The 26396-nt window shown below is 67.8% G+C and carries 20 protein-coding genes and 3 pseudogenes; 9 read left to right on the forward strand and 14 right to left on the reverse strand.

Going from position 1 to position 26396, the window contains the following annotated elements:
• A pseudogene (locus tag MLGJGCBP_RS01980) lies at positions 1 to 166 on the reverse strand (4-coumarate--CoA ligase family protein); the annotation flags it as partial.
• Between the two features lie 224 nt (positions 167 to 390).
• Here MLGJGCBP_RS01980 and MLGJGCBP_RS01985 point away from each other — a divergent pair.
• Positions 391 to 1620: a PucR family transcriptional regulator gene (locus tag MLGJGCBP_RS01985; protein WP_160093855.1), complete on the forward strand. Its 1230-nt coding sequence runs from the start codon at positions 391 to 393 to the stop codon at positions 1618 to 1620.
• 22 nt (positions 1621 to 1642) lie between these two features.
• Here MLGJGCBP_RS01985 and MLGJGCBP_RS01990 read toward each other — a convergent pair whose 3' ends face one another.
• Together MLGJGCBP_RS01990 and MLGJGCBP_RS01995 are read right to left on the reverse strand one after the other, a co-directional pair.
• On the reverse strand, positions 1643 to 2824 hold the full coding sequence (locus MLGJGCBP_RS01990) for an acetyl-CoA C-acetyltransferase (protein WP_160093856.1): 1182 nt from the start codon (positions 2822 to 2824) through the stop codon (positions 1643 to 1645).
• 29 nt (positions 2825 to 2853) lie between these two features.
• Complete coding sequence (locus MLGJGCBP_RS01995; protein ID WP_160093857.1) at positions 2854 to 3996, reverse strand: acyl-CoA dehydrogenase family protein; 1143 nt, start codon at positions 3994 to 3996, stop codon at positions 2854 to 2856.
• 101 nt (positions 3997 to 4097) lie between these two features.
• Here MLGJGCBP_RS01995 and MLGJGCBP_RS02000 point away from each other — a divergent pair, with 101 nt between their 5' ends.
• The gene (locus tag MLGJGCBP_RS02000) at positions 4098 to 4682 is read left to right on the forward strand and encodes a TetR/AcrR family transcriptional regulator (RefSeq protein WP_087555674.1); all 585 of its coding nucleotides are present in this window, start codon (positions 4098 to 4100) and stop codon (positions 4680 to 4682) included.
• 6 nt (positions 4683 to 4688) lie between these two features.
• Here MLGJGCBP_RS02000 and MLGJGCBP_RS02005 read toward each other — a convergent pair.
• Positions 4689 to 6559 (reverse strand): annotated as a pseudogene (locus tag MLGJGCBP_RS02005) (helix-turn-helix domain-containing protein).
• A gap of 105 nt (positions 6560 to 6664) precedes the next feature.
• Here MLGJGCBP_RS02005 and MLGJGCBP_RS02010 point away from each other — a divergent pair.
• Together MLGJGCBP_RS02010 and MLGJGCBP_RS02015 are read left to right on the forward strand one after the other, a co-directional pair.
• A complete protein-coding gene (locus tag MLGJGCBP_RS02010) occupies positions 6665 to 8032 on the forward strand; it encodes an FAD-binding oxidoreductase (RefSeq protein WP_087555982.1) in 1368 nt (455 codons plus the stop codon).
• A gap of 154 nt (positions 8033 to 8186) precedes the next feature.
• Positions 8187 to 9542 (forward strand): MFS transporter, encoded by a 1356-nt coding sequence (locus MLGJGCBP_RS02015; protein ID WP_160093858.1) that lies wholly within the window; start codon positions 8187 to 8189, stop codon positions 9540 to 9542.
• A gap of 15 nt (positions 9543 to 9557) precedes the next feature.
• On the opposite strand, the gene MLGJGCBP_RS02020 is transcribed toward MLGJGCBP_RS02015, so the two are convergent.
• Complete coding sequence (locus tag MLGJGCBP_RS02020; RefSeq protein WP_072946680.1) at positions 9558 to 10031, reverse strand: Lrp/AsnC family transcriptional regulator; 474 nt, start codon at positions 10029 to 10031, stop codon at positions 9558 to 9560.
• Between the two features lie 170 nt (positions 10032 to 10201).
• Here MLGJGCBP_RS02020 and pdhA point away from each other — a divergent pair, with 170 nt between their 5' ends.
• From pdhA to MLGJGCBP_RS02045, 5 genes are all read left to right on the forward strand, one after another.
• A complete protein-coding gene (gene pdhA, locus MLGJGCBP_RS02025) occupies positions 10202 to 11287 on the forward strand; it encodes a pyruvate dehydrogenase (acetyl-transferring) E1 component subunit alpha (RefSeq protein WP_160093859.1) in 1086 nt (361 codons plus the stop codon).
• The gene (locus MLGJGCBP_RS02030; RefSeq protein ID WP_087555678.1) at positions 11284 to 12273 is read left to right on the forward strand and encodes an alpha-ketoacid dehydrogenase subunit beta; all 990 of its coding nucleotides are present in this window, start codon (positions 11284 to 11286) and stop codon (positions 12271 to 12273) included. Before pdhA ends, MLGJGCBP_RS02030 begins: the two co-directional genes overlap by 4 nt.
• A gap of 15 nt (positions 12274 to 12288) precedes the next feature.
• Entirely contained in the window at positions 12289 to 13548 is a 1260-nt protein-coding gene (locus MLGJGCBP_RS02035; RefSeq protein ID WP_160093860.1) for a dihydrolipoamide acetyltransferase family protein, read from the forward strand.
• 62 nt (positions 13549 to 13610) lie between these two features.
• Complete coding sequence (lpdA, locus tag MLGJGCBP_RS02040; RefSeq protein ID WP_160093861.1) at positions 13611 to 14987, forward strand: dihydrolipoyl dehydrogenase; 1377 nt, start codon at positions 13611 to 13613, stop codon at positions 14985 to 14987.
• Between the two features lie 461 nt (positions 14988 to 15448).
• Positions 15449 to 18727 (forward strand): protein kinase domain-containing protein, encoded by a 3279-nt coding sequence (locus MLGJGCBP_RS02045; protein WP_160093862.1) that lies wholly within the window; start codon positions 15449 to 15451, stop codon positions 18725 to 18727.
• Between the two features lie 33 nt (positions 18728 to 18760).
• Here MLGJGCBP_RS02045 and MLGJGCBP_RS02050 read toward each other — a convergent pair whose 3' ends face one another.
• From MLGJGCBP_RS02050 to MLGJGCBP_RS02085, 9 genes and pseudogenes are all read right to left on the reverse strand, one after another.
• Positions 18761 to 19066, reverse strand: a complete 306-nt coding sequence (locus tag MLGJGCBP_RS02050) for a DUF1416 domain-containing protein (protein ID WP_087555683.1) — start codon at positions 19064 to 19066, stop codon at positions 18761 to 18763.
• A 20-nt stretch (positions 19067 to 19086) separates the two neighbouring features.
• Complete coding sequence (locus MLGJGCBP_RS51335) at positions 19087 to 19920, reverse strand: sulfurtransferase (protein ID WP_236580876.1); 834 nt, start codon at positions 19918 to 19920, stop codon at positions 19087 to 19089.
• 87 nt (positions 19921 to 20007) lie between these two features.
• A pseudogene (locus MLGJGCBP_RS51340) lies at positions 20008 to 20433 on the reverse strand (DUF4395 domain-containing protein); the annotation flags it as partial.
• Positions 20434 to 20730: 297 nt separating this feature from the next.
• The gene (locus tag MLGJGCBP_RS02060; RefSeq protein ID WP_160093864.1) at positions 20731 to 21660 is read right to left on the reverse strand and encodes an NADP-dependent oxidoreductase; all 930 of its coding nucleotides are present in this window, start codon (positions 21658 to 21660) and stop codon (positions 20731 to 20733) included.
• A 929-nt stretch (positions 21661 to 22589) separates the two neighbouring features.
• Complete coding sequence (locus tag MLGJGCBP_RS02065) at positions 22590 to 22994, reverse strand: arsenate reductase ArsC (RefSeq protein ID WP_160093865.1); 405 nt, start codon at positions 22992 to 22994, stop codon at positions 22590 to 22592.
• Positions 22991 to 24088 (reverse strand): ACR3 family arsenite efflux transporter, encoded by a 1098-nt coding sequence (gene arsB, locus MLGJGCBP_RS02070; RefSeq protein ID WP_160093866.1) that lies wholly within the window; start codon positions 24086 to 24088, stop codon positions 22991 to 22993. The genes MLGJGCBP_RS02065 and arsB overlap by 4 nt, the downstream gene beginning before the upstream one ends.
• A complete protein-coding gene (locus tag MLGJGCBP_RS02075) occupies positions 24085 to 24471 on the reverse strand; it encodes an ArsR/SmtB family transcription factor (RefSeq protein WP_087556032.1) in 387 nt (128 codons plus the stop codon). The genes arsB and MLGJGCBP_RS02075 overlap by 4 nt, the downstream gene beginning before the upstream one ends.
• A 364-nt stretch (positions 24472 to 24835) precedes the next feature.
• On the reverse strand, positions 24836 to 25021 hold the full coding sequence (locus tag MLGJGCBP_RS02080; RefSeq protein ID WP_087556033.1) for a hypothetical protein: 186 nt from the start codon (positions 25019 to 25021) through the stop codon (positions 24836 to 24838).
• Positions 25022 to 25117: 96 nt separating this feature from the next.
• Positions 25118 to 26182: an NAD-dependent epimerase/dehydratase family protein gene (locus tag MLGJGCBP_RS02085; RefSeq protein WP_160093867.1), complete on the reverse strand. Its 1065-nt coding sequence runs from the start codon at positions 26180 to 26182 to the stop codon at positions 25118 to 25120.
• Between the last annotated feature and the right edge of the window lie 214 nt (positions 26183 to 26396).

A 26396-nucleotide genomic window follows, 5' to 3' on the forward strand; every position in this document is an offset into this window, starting at 1 on the left:
CCCCGCCGATCTGCGCCACCAGGGCCTGGTAGGTGGTGACCGCACCCGAGGCGCCGTCGATCAAGGCGGGCCGCTCCCCGTCGGCCGGGTCGAGCTGACCGAACAGGAAATCGTAGACACTGAGGTTCGGGATCTCGACGTCCGGAAACGGGCTCTTGAAGCTCACGTGGGTCACTCCCTCGAAGATTGCGGCGGGCTCCCACGCGCGAATGGCGGCGAGCCTCGTGGGTCGTCCGGGCAACCATAGGCCGTGACAGCCATCACTTCATCGTGGTGCGGCACCGAAGATGTTTGTGGTCGGCCCACAGTCCCCTGGTGGGAATGTGTCGAAGGTCCGAATTCGGGCTGTAGCCTGGCCACAGCGTGTGGACAGTATCGGAGGTCGTGGGGATGACCACAGCACACGGCGCGACGCGGCCGTTCGACGACGCGGCGATCGATCTCGCGAAGTGGGTGCACGACCGCCATCCGGAGATCGCGCGAGCCGCCACCGACGCGATCTGGGCGGAACTGCCGTCCTACCGCGCCACCGGACTGTACGACGACGTGGTCGCCCACGTCATCGGCGTCTTCGGGGTGTTCACGACCAGCGTCATCGAACAAAGGAATCCGCGCCTCGACGATTTCGCGTTCACCTCCGGGCATGCCTCGGAGCGCGTTGCGCACGGCATCTCCCTGATCGACTTCCTTCACGCGTTCCGCATCGGGCAGATCGTCCTCTGGTCGTATGTTCTCGAATTCGTCCGATCGACGGAGGGCCAGCAGGAAACGGCGCTGAGTCTCGTCGAGCACCTCATGCGCACGATCGAGGCGGGCTGCTCCGCCGCCGCGACCACCTACCTGCAGGCGCAGCAATATCTGGTGGCCGACCAGGAGCGCATCGCACTCGACTGTCTCGAGGATCTGCTCGTGGGGAACGTGCCCGCCGTACCGGTCCGCCTGGAGGCGATGCGCCGAGCCGGTCTCGAGGACGGCGCCGGGTTCGTCGTCATCGTCTGCCGGGCGAGTTCGGAGGCGGACGACGCGGATCCGATCCTCGACGCACGCAGGGTGCTCTCGCGGCATCTGTCGGGGATGTTGGTGCCGTGGCGGCAGGAACTCGTCGGACTCGTCCCGGTCGAACGATTCAGCCCCGGCGCCCTGTCGCAGAAGGTCACTCGCGCCGCCACCGAGCTCGGGACCACCCGGACCGCGGTGTCGATCGGCATCAGCTCGGCGCACCTCGGGTTCGACCAGACGGCCGAGGCGTTGCTGGAGGCACAGGTCGCTTGCGACCACCTGGCAGGCCGGCGCGAGGTCCAGATCTTCGACGATCTCTCGCCGCTGGACTATCTGGTGCGGCGCGCGGACCCGACCGCGCGCCGACTCGTCGAGCCCCAGCTGCGTGCGTTCATCGCCGAAGACCTGTCGGCGGGCGCGATCTACATCGAGACCCTGACGGCGTATGTCGCCCACGACATGAACGCGAAGGAAGCCGCCTCCGCGCTACAGATTCACGTGAACACGATGTACTACCGGCTGGGGCGGATCGCCGAGCGCACCGGCAAGGACCTCCGTCGGGTGGAAGACGTCGTCAATCTCCTTCTCGCGGTGCGGATCGCGTCGACGGAGCCGCGCTGAGTCATGTGGCCGCGGTGCGAGGTCAGGGGACGCGCAGGATCAGGGCGTCGCCCTGTCCGCCACCGCCGCAGAGCGCGACCGCGCCGGTGCCGCCGCTGCGGCGCTGCAATTCGAGGGCGAGGTGCAGCGTGATCCGGGCGCCGGACATTCCGATGGGGTGCCCGAGGGCGATGGCGCCGCCGTTGACGTTGACGCGTTCGGGGTCGACGCCGAGTTCGCGGGTGGACGCGATCCCGACCGCGGCGAACGCCTCGTTGATCTCGATCAGATCCAGTGCGGTCGGTGAGATACCGGCTGCCTCACAGGCTTTCGCGATCGCCCCGGACGGCTGGAACTGCAGTCCCGAATCCGGCCCGGCGACCATCCCGTGCTCGCCGATCTCGGCCAGCCAGGTCAGGCCTTCCGCCTCGGCACGCTCCTTGCTCATCACCACCACGGCGCAGGCGCCGTCGTTGATCGTCGACGCGTTGCCCGCGGTCACCGTGCCGCCGTCACGGAACGCACCCCGCAGCCGCGCCAGGGTTTCGGCGGTGGTGTCCGGCCGGATGCCTTCGTCGCGGCGCAGCCAGGTGCTCTCACCCCTGCGTGCGGGGATCTCGACGGGGACGACCTCGTCGTCGAAGACTCCGCTGTCCCACGCCTTCGCGGCGAGTTGGTGCGAGCGGGCGGCGAACGCGTCCTGGTCCTCGCGGGCGATGACGTCCCTGTCGTTGCCTGCCTCGGTGAGCAGTCCCATCGGCTGGTCGGTGAATGCGTCGTGCAATCCGTCGAGGGCCATGTGGTCGACGAGGGTGACGTCGCCGTACTTGAAACCGCCGCGTGAACCGGGCAGCAGGTGCGGGGCCTGGCTCATCGACTCCATGCCGCCGGCGACGATCACGTCGAACGCGCCGGACCGGATGAACTGGTCGGCGAGGATGATCGATTCGACCCCCGACAGGCACACCTTGTTGATGTTGAGCGACGGCGTGCTCATCGGGATGCCGGCCTTCGCGGCCGCCTGACGGGCCGGCATCTGCCCGGCGCCGGCGGTGAGGACCTGTCCCATGATGACGTACTGGACACGGTCCGGGGCGACACCGGCCTTGCCGAGCGCCCCCTCGATGGCGATGGCGCCGAGGTCGGCGCCGGAGAATCCGGCGAGGGAGCCCTGCAGGCGGCCGATCGGGGTGCGGGCGCCGGCGACGATCACGGAGGTGGTCATGTGCGGAAGGCCTTTCGGGGGTGGGTTCGTCAGTTCGCGGCGAGGGTGCGGCTGATGACCAGTCGCTGAATCTGGTTGGTGCCCTCGAAGATCTGGGTGATCTTCGCCTCGCGCATGTACCGCTCGACGCGGAAGTCGCGGGTGTAGCCGTAACCGCCGAGGACCTGCACGGCGTCGGTGGTGACCTTCATGGCGGCGTCGGTGGCGACGAGCTTGGCGACGGACGCGTTGCGGGAGTACGGCAGGCCGGCGTCGCGACGGCGGGCGGCGTCGATGTACGTGGCGCGCGCCGAGTCGACGGCGGCGGCCATGTCGGCGAGCAGGAACCCGAGGCCCTGGTGGTCGATGATCTTCTTGCCGAACGCGGTCCGTTCCTGGGCGTAGGCCACGGCCTCGTCGAGGGCCGCCTGCGCAAGGCCGACGGCGACGGCGGCGATGCCCAGCCGGCCGGAATCCAGTGCGCTGAACGCGATCTGCAGTCCCTGCCCCTCCGCGCCGATGCGCCGTTCGGCGGGCACGAAGGCGTCGTCGTAGTGCGCGGACGTGGTCGGCACGGCGTGCAGGCCCATCTTCTCCTCGGGCTTGCCGAACGTGAGTCCCTCGGTGTCCTTCGGGACCAGGAAGCAGGAGATCCCCTTCGAGCCCTCACCGGTGCGGGCGAAGAGGTTGTAGAAATCGGCGATGCCGCCGTGCGTGATCCAGGCCTTCGCGCCGTTGACGACGTACCCGCCGTCGGTCGCGGCGGCCTTGCAGGCCAGGGCGGCTGCGTCGGATCCGGCCTGCGGTTCGGACAGGCTGTAGGCACCGACGGTGTTGCCGCCGAGCATGTCCGGAAGCCACTGCTGCTTCTGCTCGTCGGTGCCGAACGCCATCAGCGGGTGGCAGGCGAGGCTGTGGACGCTGACCGCCACCGCCACGGCGGCCCAGCGGGCGGCGATCTCCTCGAGCACCTGCAGGTACACCTCGTACGGCTGCGCGCCGCCGCCCCACTCCTCGGGGTACGGCAGGCTCAGCAGTCCGGCATCGCCGAGGGTGGCGAACACGCCTTCGGGGTAGGTCTCCGACTTCTCGTGCTCGTCGACGATCGGCGTCAGGACCTTGTCGGCGACGTCGCGCGTGAGCTGGATCAGGTCACGGGCTTCGTCAGTAGGCAGCAAACGATCGACGGCCACGGTTTCTCCTCGAGAAGGCTACGGAAAGCAGTACTGGATTACGGCCCAGAGTACTGATTGCGAAATAGTACTGCAAGGCACCTCCCAGTACTATTTCTGTCATGGAGCAGCCCACCCGACCCGGTTTCGCCACCCGACGGCGCACCCAGCTCTTCGACGCCCTCGTCGACCTCTTCCTGGTCGAGGGGTTCGCACACCTGACCCTCGACGAGATCGCGAACCGGCTGCGCTGCTCGAAGTCGACGCTGTACACCCTCGCCGGCAGCAAGGAGCAGCTGGTCCGGGCCGCCACGGTGCACTTCTTCCGCCGCGCGACCGAGGACGTCGAGTCGCGCATCGAACAGATCGGTGGGGCCCGCGAGCGGATCACCGCGTACCTGTCGGCCGTCGGCAACGCCCTCGCGGCCGCGTCCGACCAGTTCATGGCCGACCTCGACGCGTTCCCGCCAGCGCGGGAGGTCTACGAACGGAACACGCGGTTCGCGGCCGGTCGGGTCCAGGAGTTGATCACCGAGGGCGTCGCCGCCGGAGACTTCCGCGACGTGCATGCCGCGTTCGCCGCCGACCTCGCCGCCACCATGATGGTCCGCATCCAGCAACGCGGGGTCCGCGACAGCACCGGGCTCGACGACGCGCACGCCTACGCCGAACTCGCCGCAATCCTCACGGGCGGCATCAGCGCCTGAGCCGGGTCACCGAGTTCGGGCGCCGAGTAGGTCCGCCGTTCTCCGTAACCGCATCAGCACCTGCAGGTCGAGCGCCTTGTCGGGGTCCCGCCAGTCCGGGCCGAGGAGCCGATCGATCGCGTCGAGACGCTGGTACAGGGTGTTGACGTGCACGCCGAGGCTCGACGCGGTCGCCGAGTGGTGACGACCGTGCGCCAGATACTCCGACAGCGTTTCCAGCAGCGGCACTCCACGTTTGGATTGCTCCGCCATCAACGGTCCCAGCTGGGCCTCGGTCAGTTCGTCGAGGTGCTCACGCGCCATGTGACTCAGCAGGATCCGGTAGATGCCCAGACCGCGCGCCGAGGAGACCTCCCCGGCGCGTCCGAGGGTGTCGAGCACGTCGACGGTCTGCTGGGCTTCGACGTAGGCGTGCGCGAGCGCCTTCGCACCGCGCGCGGGTTCCGCGATACCGATCGTCGCGTCGAGTGGCCCGGAGGTGAACACTGACTGGACGGACGCGGAGTCCTTGGCCGGTATGACGGCGAGTGCGCGGGAGCCGTATTCCGCCGCAACGGTTCCCGACGGGAGCGGCAAGGTTTCCAGGGCGGTGCGGATGGACGTGTCCGGCCCGGCGGCGGTCGCCACCGCGATGCAGTACGTCGTGTCGGGGTTCAACCCGGCCAGCCGCAGTTGCCTGCGCTCGTCCTGCTCGGTAGCGGCCGGATGCGTCAGCAGGTCGACGAGAAACGCGTCCCGCGCGCGACGCGTCGCCTCACCGGCCGCGCGTTCCTCGGCGAGCGACAGCGCGATCGCCGGTGCGGCCCGTTCGAGCAGCAGACGGGTGGTCGGCTGCTCCGCGCCCAGGGACAGCAGGGCGCCGAGCATCTCCCCGGCCGCCGCGACGCGTTGCGCCAGCACCCCGTGCCGTGCGACATGGTCCTTCCCGCCTGCGCGCAATTCGCGGACCGCGGCCGCCACGTCGTCGGCGTGCGGCATCAGGTCCACCGGCAGGGCGGATTCGTCCAGCACGAAATATGCCGGTTGCCGGGAGAGCTGCGCCACCTCCTGCACCAGGCGCTGCACTCCCGCGCCGAGCAGCACCACCTGGGTCAGCGTCCGGTCCCATTGCAGAATCTGTTCGAGTTCGTTCGTGCGCTGCGACAATTCGGCATTCACCGCTTCGAGCCGCGCGACGGTGTCTCGGTCGCGTTCCAGCGAGCGCACGTTCTCGATCGCGATCGCCGCATGCGCCGCGAGCGCCGACAACAGCGCGATCTCGGTTTCGGTGAACGCCCGCTCCTGACGCTTGCACGCGAACAGCGCACCGATGACGCGGTCGGCGACGCGGAGGGGGACCCCGAGCAGGCCGCGCATGTTCTCCGACCGCGCCGCGCTGTCGGCGCCCGTGATGTGCCGGAAGGCCGGTTCGCTCTGATAGTCGGGCGTCCACTCCGGTGCGGACCGGCGGACGATCAGGCCCACGAGTCCTTCGTCGAGTGACAGTCGGATGCCGACGAGATTCGGGGTCAGTGCCCGCTGGTGACCTCGATGACGAATTCCTCGTCGTAGACCGACCCCATGTAGGCGAGATCCACACCGAGCAGTTGCCGCGCCTGGTCGACCACCTCCTGCAGCAGCGCCCGGTCGTCGCGGACCGTCGTCAGCCGGACCGCGATGTCGTTGAGCGCCGCCAGTTCCCTGCTGCGCTGTCGGCGCTGGTCGAGCTGTGCGCGCAGCCGCAGGGCGGCGTTGGCTTCGCGTTCGACCGTCGCCCGGTCGGACGGGTCGGAGTCGTCGATCAGCGCGCGTCGGAGCGTCTCGAGTTCGTCGAGGGGTGCGTCGTCGAGCAGCAGTTCCATCCAGCCGCGATCGGCAGTGCTCACTGGTGTCCCCATCCATGGATTCCTCGATTCGATAGATGAAATCTACATTGGCCGAGATCCAGATCACAGCTACGTTTGACCCATCACCTTCTCGCCCGCAAAGGACTGGTTCTCGTCATGTTGATCGATGCTCTGTTGGCAGCCCTTCCGGCGGATCGAGTCGTGCGCGACCCCGACGTCGTCGCCCGGTACCAGCACGACGAGGCGGAGTGGGCGCCGTACGCCGCCCCGCTCGCCGTCGTCCGGCCCCGAACAGCGCTCGAAGTCCAGGCCGTCGTGCGCGCCTGCCTCGAGCACGACACCGCCGTCGTCACCCGGGGCGCCGGCACCGGTCTGTCCGGCGGGGCGAACGCGACCGCAGGCTGCGTCGTCCTCGCGCTCGAGGGCATGAACGCGATCAAGGAGATCGACCCCCTCGAGCGATACGCCGTCGTCGAACCCGGCGTGGTGAACGATCATCTGCGTGCCGCGTGCGCCGAACACGGACTCTGGTATCCGCCGGACCCGGCCAGCGCGCCGTGGTCGACGATCGGAGGGAACGTCGCCACCAACGCGGGCGGACTGTGCTGTGTCAAGTACGGCGTCACCCGCGACTACGTGCTCGGCATGCAGATCGTCACCGGCACCGGTGAACTCGTGCGCCTCGGACGCAAGACCGCCAAGGGGGTCGCCGGATACGACCTGGCGGGTCTCATGGTCGGCTCCGAGGGAACACTCGGCGTCATCACCGAAATCACGGTCAAGTTGCGGCCGCTGCAGGACCCGCAGCGCACGGTGGCCGGCTACTTCGACTCCATCGTCGACGCGGGGCGGGCCGTCAGCGCGGTGGCCGCGGCGGGACTCACTCCGTCCGCGCTCGAGTTGGTGGACAAGCAGTGCCTCATCGCCGTAGACGCGTGGAAGAAGATGGGACTGTCGGTGGAGGCGAACGTCGTCCTCCTCGGCCGCATCGACACCGCCGGCGTCATCGGCGATCAAGAGGCGGAAAAAATGCTGTCGTGCTTCGACGAGGCCGGAGCCACCTGGTCGGCCGTATCCACCGACCAGGAGGAGGCGGATGCACTGTTCGCCGCGCGCCGCCTGGCCTACCCGGCGATGGAGCGGCTCGGACCGGTCCTCACCGAAGACGTGTGCGTGCCGAAACGGGCTGTCCCCGAAATGCTTGCACGCATCGAACAGATCGGCATCGCCCACGACACCACGATCGCGAACATCGCACACGCCGGCGACGGAAACCTGCACCCGCTCCTCATCACCCCCCGCGACGACGAGCCCGCCCGCGCCCGCGCGCAGGCAGCGTTCGCGGAGATCATCGACGCCGCACTCGCACTCGGCGGCACCGTCACCGGCGAACACGGCGTCGGTCTGCTGAAGATGGAAGGCCTTGCCCAGGAACTCGATCCGGTAGTGCTGGACATGCACCGATCGGTGAAGAACGCCCTCGACCCGCGCGGAATTTTGAACCCCGGGAAGGTCTTCTCCTAAACCGCTTTTCGCACGAACTCTCCGACGCGCACGGCGTGCAATCGAGCCGTGAGACGCGGCGTACCGGCGTGGCCGCAGTCGGCCGAGCCCGAGCCCGACGATTCTTTTCCATTCGCCCGCTCGGGCGACCGATCCCCAGAAAGCCGAGACATTCATGTCGTCTGTACTGCAGAAACCCGAGATCGAGGCGAGAGTGGTCCGGAAGGTCGCTCGCCGGCTCATTCCATTCCTCGGCCTGGCCTATTTCGTCAACTACCTCGACCGGACCAATATCGGGCTGGCGAAGCTGACCATGAGCGCGGAACTCGGACTCACCGAGACCATGTTCGGCCTGGCGTCCGGGTTGTTCTTCATCGGCTATCTCCTGTTCGAGGTGCCGAGCAATCTCGCGCTGCACAGGTTCGGGGCACGCCGCTGGATCGCCCGGATCATGCTCACGTGGGGAATCATCGCGGCGGCCATGGCCTACGTGCCCAATGTCGGATCGCTGTACGGGCTGCGCATGCTGCTGGGTATCGCCGAGGCGGGCTTCTTTCCGGGAGTCCTGCTCTACCTGACCCTGTGGTTTCCCCGCGCCTATCGGGTCCGGCTGATGGGCCTGTTCCTCCTCGCGCTCCCGGTATCGTCGGCGCTCGGGGCACCGTTGTCGAGCGCCGTCATCCAATACTGGGACGGCATATTCGGACTGTCCGGTTGGCGCGTCATGTTCCTGTTCGAGGGGATTCCCGCCGTCCTGCTCGCGGTGGTCACCTGGTTCTACCTGACGGATCGGCCGTCGCAGGCCAAGTGGCTGGATGAGGACGAAAAGGTGTGGCTCACGCGTGAACTCGAATCCGAGGCTTCGGAATCCGGTTCCCACATCACTGGATCGGTGCGACGGGCACTCACGGATTCCCGTGTGTGGATGCTGGGCCTCGTCTACTTCGGGATCACCTACGGGCTGTACTCGCTCAGCTTCTTCCTGCCCAGCATCGTCGCCGGTTTCAAGAAGACGTTCGCCACCGATTTCTCGCTGTTCACCACCGGGTTGATCGTCGCGGTTCCGTTCGCGGTCGGTGCCGTCGCGATGGTGTTGTGGAGCAGGCACTCCGACCGGACGGGTGAGCGGATCTGGCACGTCGCGGTCCCCACCCTGATCGGAGCCGTCTCCATCCCCGTCGCCTTGTACATGCAGTCGCCGCTCACGACGATGATCGCGGTCACCGTCAACGCGGTCGGTGTGTTCTGCGCGCTGCCGGTGTTCTGGTACCTGCCCAACACATTCCTGACCGGTGCGGGCGCCGCGGCAGGCATCGCCGTCGTCAACTCGGTGGGCAACCTGAGCGGTTTCGGGGCCCCGTACGTCACCGGGTGGCTGTTCGACGCCACCGGGAACTCCCGCGCCGGCCTGTGGGTCGTGGGGGCGGTCATGCTCGTCGCCGTGATACTGGTTCTCGTCCTCAGATCTCGGGTGAGTACCACGCGCAGTATCGAAGACGCCGATACCCGCGTGGCGACCGCGAGCCGTTGAGCGGGCGCCGGGGGGTCAGCGCTCCTCGGCGATCCGCTCGAGCAGTGGGCGGGTCCGGTAGGGGATGGCGTCGCGCATGGCGACGGACACCGTGGTGCGCTCGATCCCGGGCACGGCGAGGATGAGGCCGGCGACGCGGTACAGGTCGTCGGCATCGACGGCGACCACGCCGATATGCAGGTCGGCCGCCCCGGAGATGCCGACGACCTCGACGACCTCGGCGATGTCCCGCAGATGTTCGATGACGTCCTCGAGGCGGTGCTGGTCGACCACCGCGGTGACGAACGCCTGCAAGGGGTACCCCAGGTCGCGGGGTGACACACATCGGTCGACGGGTGCGAGCACGCGCTGCTCCTCCCAGCGAGACATTCGTGCCTGCACGGTATTCCGCGCCATCCCCAGCAGGGTGGCCAGTTGGACGCCGGTTGCGCGGGGTGCGTCGCACAGGGCGAGCAGCAGGCGGGCGTCGGTTCGATCGAGTCTCGTCATGTAGCGCAGTATCCCACACCCTCCATGCCTGGAGTTGGGCATTGTGCTTAATTTGAATGACAACACTTGCGCATGCTGGATCCCGATGTTTGCATGAACGCATCATTCTGACCGGAACGGTCACGCAAGGGCGGCGGTGCCTCCCGTTCCATCCCCCTTCGGAGGTTTTCGTGTTCGACAACGACGATGTGGTGCAACTGGTCACCGAAACCGGTGCGCGAGTGGATCATCCCGACTACTCCCGGTACGTCGAAGACGTGGACGTCGCCGCGGTGCGCGCGCTGTACGAGGACCTCGTCGTGGTGCGGCGCATCGACGCGGAGGCGACCGCGCTGCAGCGTCAGGGCGAGCTGGGGCTGTGGGCGCCGCTGCTGGGGCAGGAGGCGGCGCAGGTGGGGTCGGCACGCGCACTCGATCCCGGAGACTTCGTCTTCGCCAGCTACCGCGAACACGGGGTGGCGTATTGCCGCGACGTCGATCCCACCCACATGCTCCGGTTCTGGCGGGGGTCGACGCACTCGGGCTGGAACCCGTTCGAGTACAACATGACAACCCCGGCGATCATCGTCGGCGCGCAGGCGCTGCACGCCACCGGGTACGCGATGGGCATGCAGTTCGACGGCTCCGACGGCGCCGCGATCAGCTACTTCGGCGACGGCGCGACCAGCCAGGGCGACATCTCCGAGGCCTTCGGGTTCGCCGCGAGCTTCAACGCGCCGGTGGTGTTCTTCTGCCAGAACAACCAGTGGGCGATCTCGGAACCGGTCAGTCTGCAGTCGCGGGTGAGCATCGCCGCGCGGGGCCGCGGCTTCGGCGTCCCCAGCGTGCGCGTCGACGGCAACGACGTCCTCGCCGTCATCGCCGTGACCCGCGCCGCGCTCGAACGGGCACGGGAAGGCAGCGGACCGACCCTGATCGAGGCCGTCACCTACCGGATGGGCCCGCACACCACGTCCGACGACCCGACCCGGTACCGCCCGGCCGCGCTCGACGAGGAATGGAAACGCAAGGACCCCCTCGACCGCATCCGCGCCCTCCTCGAGTCGGCGGGCGCAATCGACGACACCTACCTCGCCGCGGTGCAGCAGCGCGCCGACGACACCGCCGCCGCGCTGCGCCGCGGGTGCCTCGAGACCGTCGAGCCCGAGCCGATGTCGTTGTTCGACAACGTCTACGCCGAACCCCATCCCCTCGTCGACGAAGAGCGGCGTCAGTTCGCCGCCTACCTCGACAGTTTCGAAGGAACCGACGCATGAGCACAGCCGCCCCGACCACGCTCCCGCTCGGCAAGGCCCTCAACGCCGGGTTGCGCCGCGCCCTCGAGAACGACCCGAAGGTCGTGCTCATGGGTGAGGACATCGGCAAACTCGGCGGTGTCTTCCGCATCACCGACGGACTGCAGAAGGACTTCGGTCCCAACCGCGTCATCGACACCCCGCTCGCCGAGTCCGGGATCATCGGCACCGCAGTCGGTCTCGCGATGCGCGGCTACCGGCCGGTGTGCGAGATCCAGTTCGACGGGTTCATCTACCCCGGCTTCGACCAGATCGTCTCGCAGGTCGCCAAATTGCACTACCGCACCGGCGGCAACGTCAAGATGCCGATCACCATCCGCGTCCCCTACGGCGGCGGCATCGGCGCCATCGAGCATCACTCCGAATCCCCGGAGGGTTACTTCGCCGCGACCGCGGGTTTGCGCGTGGTGACCTGCAGCAACGCCGGCGACGCGCACACGATGATTCAGCAGGCCATCGCGTCGGACGATCCGGTGCTCTTCTTCGAACCCAAGCGCCGATACTGGGAGAAGGGGCAAATCGACCCGGCCGCCGAGGCGAATCCACTGCACCAGGCCCGGGTGGTCGCCCCGGGCAGCGATGTCACCGTCGTCGCGTACGGGCCGCTCGTGACGACGGCACTGCAGGCGGCGAAGGTCGCCGCCGGCGAGGGCCGGTCGGTCGAGGTGATCGATCTGCGGTCCATTTCCCCGCTCGACGTCGATACCGTCGCCGCCTCCGTGCAGCGCACCGGACGCCTCGTCGTGACCCATGAGGCGCCCGTGTTCCTCGGCATCGGCGCCGAGATCGCCGCCCGCATCGGTGAGCGCTGCTTCTACCACCTCGAGGCCCCGGTCGCCCGCGTCGGCGGATTCACCGTCCCCTACCCGCCGGCGAAACTCGAACAGCACTTCCTGCCGGACGTCGACCGCATCCTCGACGCCGTCGACCGCATCTTCACCGCGTAAGCACCAGGAGTTCTCATGCCCACTGTCAAGACATTCCTGCTGCCCGACCTCGGCGAGGGCCTCACCGACGCCGAACTGCTGACCTGGCTGGTCGCGGTGGGTGACACCGTGACGCTCAACCAGAACATCGCCGAGGTCGAGACGGCGAAGGCCTCCGTGGAGTTGCCCTCGCCGTACGCCGGAACGGTGGTCGCGCTGCACGCGGAGGAGGGGACGACCGTCGACGTCGGCAGCCCGTTCATCGACGTCGAGATCGCCGGCGAGGAACCGAATGCGGACCCCGCGCCCCCGGCCGAGCGGACCCCGGTCCTCGTCGGCTACGGCGTGGCCGAGGACTCGTCCAGTCGGCGCCGCCGGAGGCACGCAACCACCACGGCCGCGCGCGTCGACGACGTGCCCGCCCCGCACCCGACGCGTCCGCTGGCGTCGCCGCCCGTGCGGTTCGCCGCGAAGCAACGCGGAGTCGACCTCACCGAGGTGGACGCCACCGGGGTGCACGGTGAAGTCACCAGGAACGACCTCGAACGCCATCGCGACGCCACCCCGGTGCCGACGCCGACGGCCGCGCCCGACACCGACGAGGAACGCATCCCGATCAGGGGCGTCCGCAAGCACACCGCCGCGGCGATGGTCCGCAGCGCGTTCACCGCCCCGCACGTCACCGAGTTCGTCACGGTCGACGTCACCCCGACCATCGAACTGCTGGCTCAGCTTCGTAAAACGAAACACTTCACCGACGTGCGCCTGACACCACTGACGCTGGTGGCCAAGGCCCTGCTCGTGGCGCTGCGCACCAACCCGACTTTGAATTCGTTCTGGGACGAGGACGCGCAGGAGATCGTGGTCAAACGGTCCGTGAACCTCGGCATCGCGGCCGCCACCCCGCGCGGACTCATGGTGCCGAACATCAAGAACGCACACACCCTCGGTCTGCGCGACCTCGCGATCGCCGTGTCGGATCTGACGACCACCGCCAAGGAGGGGAAGACCGGGCCGGCCGACCTGGCCGACGGCACGATCACGATCACCAACGTCGGTGTTTTCGGCGTCGATGCGGGCACGCCCATCCTCAACCCCGGCGAGGCGGCGATCCTGTGCTTCGGGGCGATCCGCAGGCAGCCGTGGGAATACCGGGGCGAGATCGCGTTGCGGTCGGTGACGACGCTGAGCCTGTCGTTCGACCATCGACTGGTCGACGGCGAGCAGGGTTCGCGGTTCCTCGCCGCCGTCGGCCAGATCCTGGCTGACCCGATGACGCTGATCGCGCTGAGCTGAAACCCGGCCACTTCGACCTTTCCTGCACGTCCCATGACGTGCCCGACCCAGGGAGTTTCCCCATGCTCGACCAACCGGACGTCCTGATCCTCGGCGGTGGATCCGGCGGGTACGCCTGTGCCTTCCGTGCCGCGCAACTGGGCAAGTCCGTCACCCTGATCGAAGAGGACAAGGTCGGCGGCACGTGCCTGCACCGCGGGTGCATCCCCACCAAGGCGCTCGTGCACGCCGCCGAGGTCGCCGACACCGTCGCGCACGCGTCGGCCCTCGGGATCGGTGCGACACTCGACGGGATCGACCTCGACGGCGTCCACGCGTACAAGAACGCGATCGTCGAACGCCTCTACAAGGGCCTGCAGGGTCTGGTCCGCAGTCACCGGATCGAGGTGGTCCACGGCACCGGCCGCTACGGCGGCGGCCGCACCGTCCACGTCGGCGACCGCACGATCACCGGCCGATCACTGATCCTCGCGACCGGATCGGAGGTCCGGAGTCTGCCCGGACTCGAGATCGGCGGCCGAATCCTCACCAGCGACCAAGCCCTGACGTTCCCCGAACTTCCGCGTCGCGTCGTCGTACTCGGCGGCGGTGTCATCGGCGTCGAGTTCGCCGGCATCTGGGCATCCCTGGGCGCGGACGTCACGATCGTCGAGGCGCTGCCCCGGCTGATCGCCGCCGAGGACGAATGGGCGTCGAAGCAACTCACCCGGGCCCTGCGCAAGCGCGGCATCACGGTCATGACCGGCACCCGATTCGCGAAAGCCGTTCAGGACGAGCGCACGGTCAGCGTCACCGTGGAGTCGGGTGACACGATCGAGGCCGACCTGCTGCTCGTCGCCGTCGGCCGCGGACCCCGCACCGCCGGCCTCGGACTCACCGAGCACGGCGTCGACGTCGACCCTCGCGGGTTCGTCACGGTCGACGATTCCCTGCGCACCTCGCAGCCGGACGTGTACGCGGTCGGCGACATCGTCGCCGGACCGCAACTTGCGCACCGCGGATTCCAGCAGGGCATTTTCGTCGCCGAGACGATCGCAGGTCTGCACCCGACCTCCGTGGAGGACAGCGAAATTCCCCGGGTGACGTACTCGAACCCCGAGGTCGCGTCGGTCGGGCTCACCGAAGCGCAGGCGCGCGAACGTCACGGCGACGTCGCCACCGTCGTCTACGACCTCGCCGGCAACGGCCGAAGCCAGATCCTCGGAACCGGCGGCGGCGTCAAACTTGTCCGCGCCGGAGCCACGGAGGGACCGGTCGTCGGTATCCACATGGTCGGAGAACGCGTGGGTGAACTCATCGGCGAGGCCCAACTGATCGTCAACTGGGGTGCTTACCCGAACGAGGTCGCCGCACTCGTTCACGCGCACCCCACCCAGGCCGAGGCGCTCGGCGAGGCGCACCTCGCACTCGCGGGAACCCCGCTGCACAGCCATAGCTGATCGAGAGCATTACCGTTGGCGGAGTGGGGAGAAGGCATATCACGGCATGGTGCCGCCCGCAGGCGAGGAAGAGGGGGGCTCCCCGGCCGCGGGCGGCTGTGGCCCTCCAGCCGAGGGGTGACCGGTCAGGGGGCCTCGCTGGTCCGGGGGGCCGCCGGGCCCGCGGAACAGCGTAGGTGTCGGTTACCCGATCTGTGCGGGACTATTCACTGCGGGAGAAACGATTCGACCGGGGTCGATCCCCAAAACGACTGGGCGAGTGTCCAGTTGTAGCGGAAACCCGGAGGGTCACCGATCGAACCGACCGGCCGGTTATAACGCCGCGTCCCCGCCCGCACTCGGGTAGAACGCAAGTCGGCCATCGGCGGGGGCGGACGGCGATATCCTGGGGTACAACGTCGAGAGGTGGGCAGTGTGGCATGCGTCGACCGTGTTTCGAATGGGACGAATCGATGTAGTCGATGACTGACGTCGATCCGTTCGCCACCCAGCGCGACGTGTCCGGTTCGGTCACGGCGGAGTTGGCGACGGCCGGATTCGAGGACGCCCAGGAGATCGGCCGCGGCGGATTCGGGGTCGTGTACCGCTGTACCCAAACTGCGCTCGACCGCACCGTGGCGGTCAAGGTCCTCACCGCCGACCTCGACGAAGAGAATCGCGCCCGGTTCCTGCGGGAGCAGCGTGCGGCCGGCCGGCTGACCGGTCACCCCAACATCGTCAACGTTCTGCACGCCGGCGTCACCGAGAACGGCAGGCCCTACATCGTGATGCCGTACCAGGCGCAGGGGTCGCTCGACGAACGGATCCGCCGCCACGGACCGCTTCCGGTGGACGAGGCGCTGCGGCTCGGGGTGAAGATGGCCGGCGCCCTGGAGACCGCCCATCGCCTCGGAATCCTGCATCGCGACATCAAACCGGCGAACATCCTCATCACCGATTACGGGGAGCCCGCACTCACCGACTTCGGCATCGCCCACATCGCGGGCGGGTTCGAGACCAGCGCGGGCATCGTGACGGGGTCGCCTGCGTTCACTGCCCCCGAGGTCGTGGCGGGCGACGCTCCAAGTCCCGCGGCCGACGTCTACGGCCTCGGCGCCGCCTTGTTCGCGGCGATCACCGGTCACGCGGCCTTCGAACGCCGCAGCGGTGAACAGCTGGTGGCGCAGTTCCTGCGGATCGCGTCCGAGCCGGTCCCGAACCCGCGCGAGCACGGCGTATCCGAGGACATCAGCGCGGTCATCGAACGTGCCATGTCGTCCGAACCCGGGGCCCGCCCGTCCGCCGTCGAACTGGGCAGGCAACTCCGCGACGCGCAACTGCGTCACGGCTTCCCGGTCGACGAGATGGCAATGTATGCGGGAACAGCTGCAGTGCAAAGCAACACGTCGGAACCGCGCGCCGGTTCCGGAGGAGAAGGCGCGTGGCGCCGGCCCGCGGGATCGCCGGCGGACTCGGGCCGGACGGGCGGACTTCCGCTGGAGCTGACCAGCTTCGTCGATCGCCGCACGGAACTTGCGGAGGCGACGAATTTGCTGTCGACGTCGCGGCTGGTGACGCTGACCGGGATCGGCGGGGTGGGGAAGACCCGGCTCGCCATTCGTGCGGCCACCAAGGCGCAACGGAACTTCGCGAACGGTGTGACGCTGGTGGAACTGGGTGAACTGCTGGATGATTCGCTGTTGGCCGGGGTGGTGGTCACCGCCCTGGGGCTGCGTGACCAGTCGGCGCGACACCCCCACGAGGTGCTCGTCGAGTTCCTCGCTCCGCGGGACCTGCTGCTCGTGCTGGACAACTGCGAGCAGGTGGTGGCCGCGGCCGCGAAACTCGCGGAAATCCTGCTTCGCGCGTGCCCGCAACTACGGATCCTCGCGACGAGTCGCGAACCGCTCGGCATCGGCGGGGAAGTGGCGCTGCTGATCCCTCCGCTGCCCGTTCCCGACCCCGACCATCTCCCCAAGGGGCTGCCCCGCAACGACGCGGTCACGCTGTTCGTCGAACGCGGTATCGCCGCCGTCCCCGGCTTCGAACTCACCGAGGACAACAAGGTCACGATCGCCCGAATCTGTCAGCGGCTGGACGGGTTGCCGTTGCCGATCGAATTGGCGGCGGCACGGCTGCGTGCGATGACTCCCGACCAGATCCTGCAGCGCCTGACCGATCGCTACCTGCTGCTGACTCGCGGCAGCCGGGACGCGCCGTCGCGGCAGCAGACGCTGCGGATGTGTATCGACTGGAGCTACGACCTGTGCACGCCTGTGGAACAACGGATGTGGGCGCAGCTGTCCGTGTTCGCGGGCAGTTTCGAACTCGAGGCGGCGGAACAGGTCTGCGACGATGCCGACGTGGACGACCTCCTCGACACGGTGACCTTTCTCGTCGACAAGTCGATCCTGACGAGAGAGGAGTCGGGCACCGCGGTGCGATTCCGGATGCTCGAGACCGTGCGCGCCTACGGGCGCGACAAGGCGCAGGAGAGCGGCGTGTACACCGAACTGCGCCGTCGGCACCGGGATTGGTGTGACCGCCTCGCGGTCGAAGCGGAATCCGAATGGATCAGTTCCCGGCAACTTCCGTTGATCGCCAAACTAGGTCGGGAACTGCCGAATATTCGTGAAGCGCTGGACTTCTGCCTGTCCGACAGCCCGGACATCGGAGTTCGGATCGCGGCCGCGTTGTACCCGTACTGGCTGGCCCGGGGGCTGTTCGTCGAGGGGCGCCGGTGGCTCGGTCGTTTCCTTGCCCGGCAGCCGTCCGAGCCCACGATCGATCGCGCCAAGGCTCTGTACAGCGCCGCCGTGCTGGCCGGAGTGCAGGGCGACATTTCGGTGTCGGACTCCCTGGCGGAGGAAGCGCGGGCGCTCGCCGCCCGGACGCCCGACCCGGAGGTGCGCGCGCATCTCGACTACGCGATCGGATACGCGGCCTTGTTCGCGGGCCGCCTTCCAGAGGGGCGCACGCATCTCGAGAAGGCCATACATGTGTTCACGGCGCGCAACGACGTCTTCGAGGTGGCCGCCGTCGTGGGTCTCGGCATGATTTACGACCTGTTGAACGACACGGAACGTGCCGTCGAATGCCACGAACGCATCCTCGCGATCACCGAGGCGCAGGGCGAATCGGTGTACCGGTCGTATTCGCTGTGGGCGCTGGCCGTCGCCGTGTGGCAGAAAGGGGAGACGGCCCGGGCGGTACGGCTCCTCGGGCAGGCGCTCCAGGTGGACCGCCGGGTGAACGACCGGCTCAATTCCAGTGTGTGCCTGCAGGCACTCGCCTGGATCGCCGCCGAGGAACAGAACATGGAACGGGCAGTCGTATTGATGGGAGCCGCCGAGGCGCTCACCCGGTCGGTGGGCAGTTCGACGGTGCTGGTGCCCGGACTGAGCGTGTACCAGGACGAGTGCGAACGTCTGACGCGAAGCGCGATGACCGAACCGGCGTTCACCGCTGCCCACCGCAAGGGTGAAGCGCTCGGCTTCGACGCAGCCGTCGCTTACGCACTGGGCGAGCAGGTTCTACCCTCGTCGACCTCCGCCGGTCCGTCCCCGAAACCGACGAAGCGGGAACGTGAAGTCGCCGCCCTCATCGCCGAGGGACTGACCAACAAGGAGATCGCCGCCCGGCTGGTCATCTCCCCCCGCACCGCGCAGGGGCACGTGGAACACCTTCTCACGAAACTGGGATTCAACTCGCGCGCGCAGATCGCGGCGTGGGTCGTGGAATCGCAGAGCGAGGGTTCTTGAGCCGCCGTTCTCGAGGGGTTCTGCGACGAAATGCTATGCGGTGAGGGTGATGTCCACGGTGTGGAGGCCGCTGGTCGTGGGCTTCACCGAGGCCGTGCCGTTGCCGACCGGTGAGAGGGCCCGCACGGTCCAGTCGCCCGGTGCGACGAAGAAACGGAAGTCCCCGGTACCGGAGGCGACGATCTCGGCGGTGAACGTGCCTGTGCCGTCGAGGAGTCGAACGAAGGCTCCACCGACAGGTTCTCCGTCGCCCGTGACGACCTTGCCGGTGATGGCGGTTTCCTTGCCGAGGTCGACGCCGGCGGGGATGGTGTGGGTTTGCGTTGGTGCTGCGCTCATGTGCTTGCTCCCGCGCTCCGCTACTTGCCCAGTTCGATCGGCACACCGACGAGCGAGCCGTATTCGGTCCAGCTGCCGTCGTAGTTCTTGACATTCTTGTGTCCGAGCAGTTCCTTGAGCACGAACCAGGTGTGGCTGGAGCGCTCACCGATCCGGCAGTAGGCGATGGTGTCCCGGGATCCGTCGAGGCCGGCTTCGCCGTAGATCGCGGTGAGTTCCTCGTCGGACTTGAACGTGCCGTCCTCGTTCGCGGCCTTGCTCCACGGAACGTTGAGCGCGCCCGGGATGTGGCCGGGACGCTGGCTCTGCTCCTGCGGCAGGTGCGCCGGCGCGAGGATCTTGCCCGTGAACTCGTCGGGCGATCGGACGTCGACCAGGTTCAGCACACCGATCGCGTCGACGGCCTCGTCGCGGAATGCGCGGATCGACAGGTCCGGCTCGGCCGCCCGGTAGGTGGTGGACGGGCGGGTGACGGTGTCCTCCGAGAGGGGGCGTTGCTCGAGCTCCCACTTCTTGCGGCCGCCGTCGAGCAGCTTGACGTTGTCGTGGCCGTAGAGCTTGAAGTACCAGTAGGCGTACGCCGCGAACCAGTTGTTGTTGCCTCCGTAGAGGACGACCTCGTCGTCGTTGGCGACGCCGCGTGCCGACAGCAGTTCGGAGAACTGCTCACGGTCGAGGAAGTCGCGGCGGACCCGATCCTGCAGATCCTTCTTCCAGTCGAGCTTGATGGCGCCCTCGATGTGGCCACTGTCGTAGGCGGACGCGTCTTCGTCGACCTCGACGAACACGATGTTGGGGGCCTTCAGATTCTGCTGAGCCCAGTCGGTGGAGACCAGGACGTCGGAGCGAGCCATGTTCTTTCCTTCACTGAGAATTTGACGGGGTTTTCCGTTGGGGGTCGGGTGGTCGGCGGAGGTGGACGGTCGGAATCGGGCGACGAGCGGATAGATCTGGCAGCCGAGGCAGATGCCGAAGGCCGCGTTGAGGAACGCCGCGAACAATGCGAAGCCGGTGAAGACGGCACCGACGACGGGCGCGTTCAGCGCGAATCCGAGTAGGCCGGCCGCTGAGAAGATGAAGCCGACCAGTTGGGCGAAGCGCAGCGGCGCGGTTGGTTCACGCTCGGTCGGCGGGCCGATGTGTGGGGCGACCAGCTTTCCGAAGATCCGGCCGTAGGGGCTGCGCCGCGGTCCCACGGCGGCGGCGACGGCGAACACGGCGGCCTGAACAGCCAGGATCACCCCGGCGACGACGGTCGAGAAGGACGCTGTGAGCAGGACGGCAACGAGAACCGCCGTGGTGATCCAGGCGGCGAACCGGGGACCGCGGACGTCGACCTGTTCGGCGGCGGCGGTTGTGGTGGACATTGACTGTGCTCCACGGATGTGTCGGATGGCCGAGGGAATGCGATGGAACGCGATCGAGTCGATCACCGAAAAGGCAGGAAGTCAGCACGTGGCCGCAGGTCGAATCAAAAGATGGCGCAGGACCACGGTCAACGATGCCAGAGACAACAGCAACCGCCGACGCGACACAGGTCGACTGTGCGGCGACGGGTGAGCAGCAGCTCGCGGCAGGTCTGCACCCGCCAAATTCTACGCGCCGCACCCCTGCGCTGAAGACGGACAATTCGAGTCTCGGCGCAGGGGCACGGCGCTCGCGTCCTACGGGATCAGGATGAACTTCCCCGCAGGGTGGGATTCCGCGAGTTCGGTGTGGGCCTGCGCGGCCTCGGTCAGGGGAAACGTCTTGGCGATGGTGACCGTCAGATGTCCGGCGCCGGCTTGCTCGACCAGTTCGGCGCGCGCCTTCAGCCGGGCTTCGGCGCTTGCCGGGTCGCCGCCGCCGACCGACGCGAAGCCGTCGTCCTGTGCCCGACCGAACGCGGCGATGGTCACGATCCGGGTCTTGTCCTTGACCAGGGCCAACGACACGTCGACGGCCTCGTCGGTTCCGGCGGTGTCGAGGGCCGCGTCGATGCCCTGGGGTGCGACCTCCCGCACCCGCTTCTCGAGGCCGTCGCCGTAGAGGACGGGAGTTGCTCCGAGGTTCCGGACGTAGTCCTGATTCGCCGCTCCCGCGGTGCCGATGACTGTCGCGCCGCGGGCGACGGCGAGTTGCACGGCGAGGGCGCCGACGCCGCCGGAGGCGCCGTGGATCAGGACGGTGTCACCGGAACCGACGCGGATGGTGTCCAGGGCGTCGACCGCGGTGCCGCCCACGAGCAGCAGTCCGGCGGCCTGCTCCCAGCCGAGGCCGGCCGGCTTGGGGGTGAGTGCGGAGACGGGCACGACCACTTTCTCGGCGTAGAGACCGCTGCCGGGGCTGACGATCACCTCGTCGCCCACCGCGATCTCGGTGACTCCTGCGCCGACGGCCGCGACCACGCCGGCGGCCTCGCCGCCGACCTTGACCGGCAGCTTGTCGGGATCGTTCCCGAAGGCGCCGCTGTAGAGCTTGTAGTCGAAGGGATTGACGCCGATCGCCTTGACGTCGACGAGCACCTCCCCCGATCCGGGTGGCGGAACCTCCACATCGACCACGGCCAGGGCCTCGGGTGTTCCGTACGATTGCGCAACAACAGATTTGGTCATATGTGGCGCAACCTTCATCCGGTAGCTGCTATTCCTGCTGCGCGAGATTTACTCTCACGGATCCGAACACTTGCTCGGTGGAGTGCCGATGTCACGCTCTCACGCAGTATCAGGAGTGCCCGGTAGGTGTGCGGTGCGCCCAGCAAAAGGTAGAAGGCGACACCGAAGGATGTGCCCTCCCGCATGCAGGCGAGGAGACCGAAAGCAGAAATAGCGAAGGGTGCCCACGGCATCGTTGCTCGCGACCATCGATCCACGATCGCCGGAACTGCCCTTCGTTGGCCGGCGCCGACATCACGCGCGAGGGTCGGCACTTGCCGGGGCGGCGAAGAGTTTCTGGCCGGCATGATGGGAGATCCGTCCTCGAGGGTCCACAAATGTTGCAATGGCCGGCCGAGGCGCGGCTTGTTGGCTGGTGCGCAGGTTATCGCTCGCATCGACGTACGCCCAAGGGTTGCGATCCGCCTGCGTCGAACCTCGCAGGAGTTGTCGTTCAGGAGCCGTGGAAGTGGTCCCGGCACTGGCAGAACCCGATGAGCCAGATGTACGGATCCATCATCATGATTTCGGCGCACCGGGCAGGTAACGGCGGGAGGCGCAGAAACCGCTCCACCCACCGCGACCCTCCGGCAGAGGTAGCGGGATGACCACAATGAGGGCATCGGCCGGGCCGTTCCGCAATCAGCTCGCCGATATCAGACCAGTACACGGATGTCAGACTGCTGAGCCGCTAGCCGATCGACAACAGTTTGGCGCACACAGAATCTGTGGGCGAGACCGTGATGGCAACCTATTCCGATGTGGGCGACAGTCGTTCGATGTGTTCGAGCAATTCGGTGAGTTCGCCGATGGTGAGTTCAACGGAACCCGGATGGCACTGTCGGCGCAGGAGACCGCGATCTGACCGGAATACGATCTCAGGGAACGAACTAGGCGGTGGGTGCAAGTTCGGCGATCAGGGCTTCGACTCGCGCCTTGATCTCGTCGCGAATCGGACGCACGGCGTCGACGCCCTTGCCTGCCGGATCGTCGAGCGCCCAGTCCCGGTAGCTGATTCCGGGGAAGACGGGGCAGGTGTCGCCGCAGCCCATGGTGATGACGACGTCGGAGCATTCGACGGTGTCGGGCGTGAGGATCTTCGGGGACTGACCGGAGATGTCGATCCCGATCTCGGCCATCGCGTCGACGGCGGCGGAGTTGACAGTGTCGGCCGGGGCGGTCCCGGCGGAGCGGACCTCGATCCGATCACCGGCGAGGTGGGAGAGGAATCCGGCGGCCATCTGGGAGCGGCCTGCGTTGTGGACGCAGACGAACAGCACGCTGGGTGTGGTCATGGGAGCGAGCTTTTCGTGACTGATGCGGGCTGCGCGCGGAACCGCGTGCGAAGCGCCAGGGCCACGTAGACCAGGCCGACGAGGACGGGGACCTCGATCAGCGGTCCGACGACACCGGCCAGGGCCTGCCCGGAGGTGGCGCCGTAGGTGGCGATGGCCACGGCGATGGCGAGTTCGAAGTTGTTGCCTGCGGCGGTGAACGCCAGGGTGGTGGTGCGTTCGTAGCCCAGACCCATGACGGCGCCGAGCAGGTAGCCGCCGACCCACATGATCGCGAAGTACGCCAGCAGCGGGATCGCGATTCGGACGACGTCCCACGGCCGGGAGGTGATCTGGTCGCCCTGCAGGGCGAAGAGGATCACGATGGTGAACAGCAACCCGTACAGCGCCCACGGGCCGATGCGCGGAAGGAATGTCGACTCGTACCAGTCGCGGCCCTTGGCGCTCTCGCCGAAGCGGCGCGTCAGGTAGCCGGCGAGCAGAGGGATGCCCAGGAAGATCAGTACCGACTTCGCGATCTGCCACGGCGAGGTGTCGATGGTGGTCTGTTCGAGACCGAGCCAGCCGGGCAGCACGGACAGGTAGAACCAGCCGAGCGCGGCGAACATGACGACCTGGAACACCGAGTTGATCGCCACCAGGACGGCAGCGGCCTCCCGATCACCGCACGCCAGGTCGTTCCAGATGATCACCATCGCGATGCAACGGGCCAGGCCGACGATGATCAGACCGGTGCGGTACTCCGGCAGGTCCGGCAGCAGCAGCCAGGCCAGCGCGAACATCAGCGCCGGGCCGAGGACCCAGTTCAGCAGCAGGGAACCGATCAGCAAGCGGCGGTCGCCGGTGACGGTGTCGAGACGGTCGTAGCGGACCTTCGCGAGCACCGGGTACATCATGACCAGCAGTCCGAGTGCGATCGGCAACGAGATGCCGTCGATCTCGACGGCGCTCAGGGTGTCGCCGAGCCCGGGAATCAGCCTGCCCAGGAGCAGCCCTGCGATCATCGCGACGCCGATCGACACCGGCAGGAATCGGTCGAGGGCCGAGAGTTTGCCGACGACGGCAGGGTGCTCGGTAGCCGGGGCGGCGCTCATGCGAGGGTCTCGGCGCAGGTGGGGGACGGCACGGCGGGGCCGCCCTCGGTCAGCAGCACGGCGGACAGCTGTTGCAACGCCGACGGGATCACCCAGTAGTACACCCAGGTGCCGCGGCGTTCGCAGTCCAGCAGCCCGGCGGCGCGGAGCACCTTCAGGTGGTGCGAGATCGTCGGCTGCGACAGATCGAACGACGCGGAGATGTCGCAGACACAGGCTTCGCCGCCGGCGTGGCTGGCGATCAGGCTCAGCAAACGAAGGCGCACCGGATCGCCGAGGGCCTTGAACATCCGGGCCAGGTCGCCGGCCCAGTCCTCGGTCAGTGGTTCACGCGTGAGCGGCGAGCAGCACTCGCCGCCGTCCGGCCCATCCTGATTCGACATGCGTCGATATTGACAGATGTCGAATCAAGCTGCAACACGACATGCGCTCACTAGAGTTGCCTGCCGAGCATCGGACGGCCTGATCGACGAATATGTTGTGCTACTCCTCTAGTTCGCGCGCATCGGGACCCGGAGGGCCGCGGCGTGACCTCGTATCGAATCGGCCATTGAGGTCTGTTCGGGAACGACTTAATCTGGAGGGAGCGGGCCGTATCCCGTCGGGTCGAGATTTGGCAGTCCGGGATACGACTCGCCGGAGGGGTTAGTCAAGCACCGTGCGCGGTCGGACTGCGGTTCCGGTCGCGTCCATAGACTGGCTGGCACGGGCCCAAGCCTGCCGCTCGTCCGCTGCCGTCCGATCGTCCTAGCGAGCGCCTTCGGTGTCGTCGAAGAACGACCAGCCGTCGGTGTGCTGGACTTCCATCCGCCAGCCGAGTTCGCTGTTGTCGGCACGGACGTCGACGAACCAGGCGTGTGCATCTTCCGCGCTTTCGATGTCCTTGGTCTCGACGACGTTGCCTGTGGGATCGAGTACTCGATAGGTAGCCATGCAGTCCGAATGCCCAGGGACGGACTGGGTTAACCGATGCGACGGCCCGGATGGGCTCGGACCGCCTATTTCGAACATCGACCTGGACAGCGGTGTTCAGGGTGTGCGTCCGGCGCCGGTAGTGATTTCGTGCCATCGGCGTCGGGCGGTGTCTGCAGCCAGGGGTGCGGTGGGCAGGCCGCTTCCCGCCCGGAGGCCGTCGAGGAATTCGGTGAAGGTGTCGTGTGGGGTGTAGGCGGGTGACCAGTCGAGTTCGGTCCGTGCGCGGGTGCTGTCCATCAGGGGCAGATGCAGGACCGTGTCGACGAGTCCCGGAGTGGCTGGAACAAGGCGTGTGTGCCATGCGGCGGCGACGGTGGCACGCAGTGCCCCCGCGGGAATCCGCACGGGGCGTGCCCCGAAGTAGTCGGCCAGGAACCGCCGATCGACAGGAGGGTCGGTGGCGAGGTTGTATGCGCCGTGTACCGGCCGGAGGACGGCCTGTACGTATGCGGCTGCGGCATCGTCGGTGTGCAGGATCTGTACCCGGAGCTGGTCCGGTAGCGGCACGGCGGGCACAGCTGCGCGGCGGGCCAACGAACCCGGCACGAATGGGCCGCCGAACAGCCGGCGCTGTGAGGTCGCGGACTCGCGTTTGAAGATGAACCCTGGTCGCATCCGCACCACCCGGACTGCGGGATTGCGGATCTCATACGCGTCGAGCCAACGTTCGAGATAGGCCTTCTCTCGGGGATACGCGGCTCCGGGCCACCCGTGGGTAGGCCAGTTCTCGCTGACTTCCCGGTCGGAGGGTCCCGGGGAGTAAGCGGCCACGGACGACGCATATACCAGGGCGGGTACTCGTTCGGCGGCGACGGCGTCGAACACGCCGATAGCGCCCAGCACGTTGTTGCGCCACGTCACGGCGGGTTTTCTCGTCGGCTGGAACAACCAGGCGAGATGGATCACGGCGTCCGCGCCACGGACAGCAGCGCGCAGGTCACCGGTCGCGATGTCGGTAGTGACAAAGGTGGTCTTCGAGGTGGTCCAGGCGGTGGGCCTGCGGGCGACTGCCAATACAGTCTCTACGTCCGGGGTGGCCCCGAGAGCGGACACCACGCTGGTCCCGACGTTGCCGGTCCCGCCGATCACCACCACGCGCAGTCCGCGTCTGCTGCTCACGCGGTCCGGTTACCCCTGTCGGTCGGTGGCGAACCGGTCTGGCCAGTGGGCAGCTCGAAGGCCTTCGCCTACCCGAGTAGAGCGACGACGCGGCCACACGGCAGCGTCTGTCCTGTTAGTGGGTTCGTCGCTCCCACGCGCGTGGGGGTCGGGCGGCGTGGCGGGTGCGTCGGGTGTGGCGGGTGCGTTCGGTTTCGGACATGCCGCCCCAGAT

The sequence above is a fragment of the Rhodococcus sp. T7 genome (genome assembly GCF_009872365.1).
Taxonomy (GTDB): domain Bacteria; phylum Actinomycetota; class Actinomycetes; order Mycobacteriales; family Mycobacteriaceae; genus Rhodococcus_F.

Bases quoted from the DNA above. Each gene is read 5' to 3' on its own strand.
- MLGJGCBP_RS02035 (WP_160093860.1), top strand. From the start codon at position 12,289: ATGCCCACTGTCAAGACATTCCTGCTGCCCGACCTCGGCGAGGGCCTC.
- MLGJGCBP_RS02050 (WP_087555683.1), bottom strand. From the start codon at position 19,066: ATGAGCGCAGCACCAACGCAAACCCACACCATCCCCGCCGGCGTCGAC.
- MLGJGCBP_RS51335 (WP_236580876.1), bottom strand. From the start codon at position 19,920: ATGGCTCGCTCCGACGTCCTGGTCTCCACCGACTGGGCTCAGCAGAAT.
- MLGJGCBP_RS02075 (WP_087556032.1), bottom strand. From the start codon at position 24,471: ATGTCGAATCAGGATGGGCCGGACGGCGGCGAGTGCTGCTCGCCGCTC.
- MLGJGCBP_RS02065 (WP_160093865.1), bottom strand. From the start codon at position 22,994: ATGACCACACCCAGCGTGCTGTTCGTCTGCGTCCACAACGCAGGCCGC.
- arsB (WP_160093866.1), bottom strand. From the start codon at position 24,088: ATGAGCGCCGCCCCGGCTACCGAGCACCCTGCCGTCGTCGGCAAACTC.
- lpdA (WP_160093861.1), top strand. From the start codon at position 13,611: ATGCTCGACCAACCGGACGTCCTGATCCTCGGCGGTGGATCCGGCGGG.
- MLGJGCBP_RS02080 (WP_087556033.1), bottom strand. From the start codon at position 25,021: ATGGCTACCTATCGAGTACTCGATCCCACAGGCAACGTCGTCGAGACC.
- MLGJGCBP_RS02015 (WP_160093858.1), top strand. From the start codon at position 8,187: ATGTCGTCTGTACTGCAGAAACCCGAGATCGAGGCGAGAGTGGTCCGG.
- MLGJGCBP_RS02060 (WP_160093864.1), bottom strand. From the start codon at position 21,660: ATGACCAAATCTGTTGTTGCGCAATCGTACGGAACACCCGAGGCCCTG.
- MLGJGCBP_RS01985 (WP_160093855.1), top strand. From the start codon at position 391: ATGACCACAGCACACGGCGCGACGCGGCCGTTCGACGACGCGGCGATC.
- MLGJGCBP_RS02020 (WP_072946680.1), bottom strand. From the start codon at position 10,031: ATGACGAGACTCGATCGAACCGACGCCCGCCTGCTGCTCGCCCTGTGC.
- MLGJGCBP_RS02045 (WP_160093862.1), top strand. From the start codon at position 15,449: ATGACTGACGTCGATCCGTTCGCCACCCAGCGCGACGTGTCCGGTTCG.
- MLGJGCBP_RS02010 (WP_087555982.1), top strand. From the start codon at position 6,665: ATGTTGATCGATGCTCTGTTGGCAGCCCTTCCGGCGGATCGAGTCGTG.
- MLGJGCBP_RS01990 (WP_160093856.1), bottom strand. From the start codon at position 2,824: ATGACCACCTCCGTGATCGTCGCCGGCGCCCGCACCCCGATCGGCCGC.
- MLGJGCBP_RS02030 (WP_087555678.1), top strand. From the start codon at position 11,284: ATGAGCACAGCCGCCCCGACCACGCTCCCGCTCGGCAAGGCCCTCAAC.
- MLGJGCBP_RS02000 (WP_087555674.1), top strand. From the start codon at position 4,098: ATGGAGCAGCCCACCCGACCCGGTTTCGCCACCCGACGGCGCACCCAG.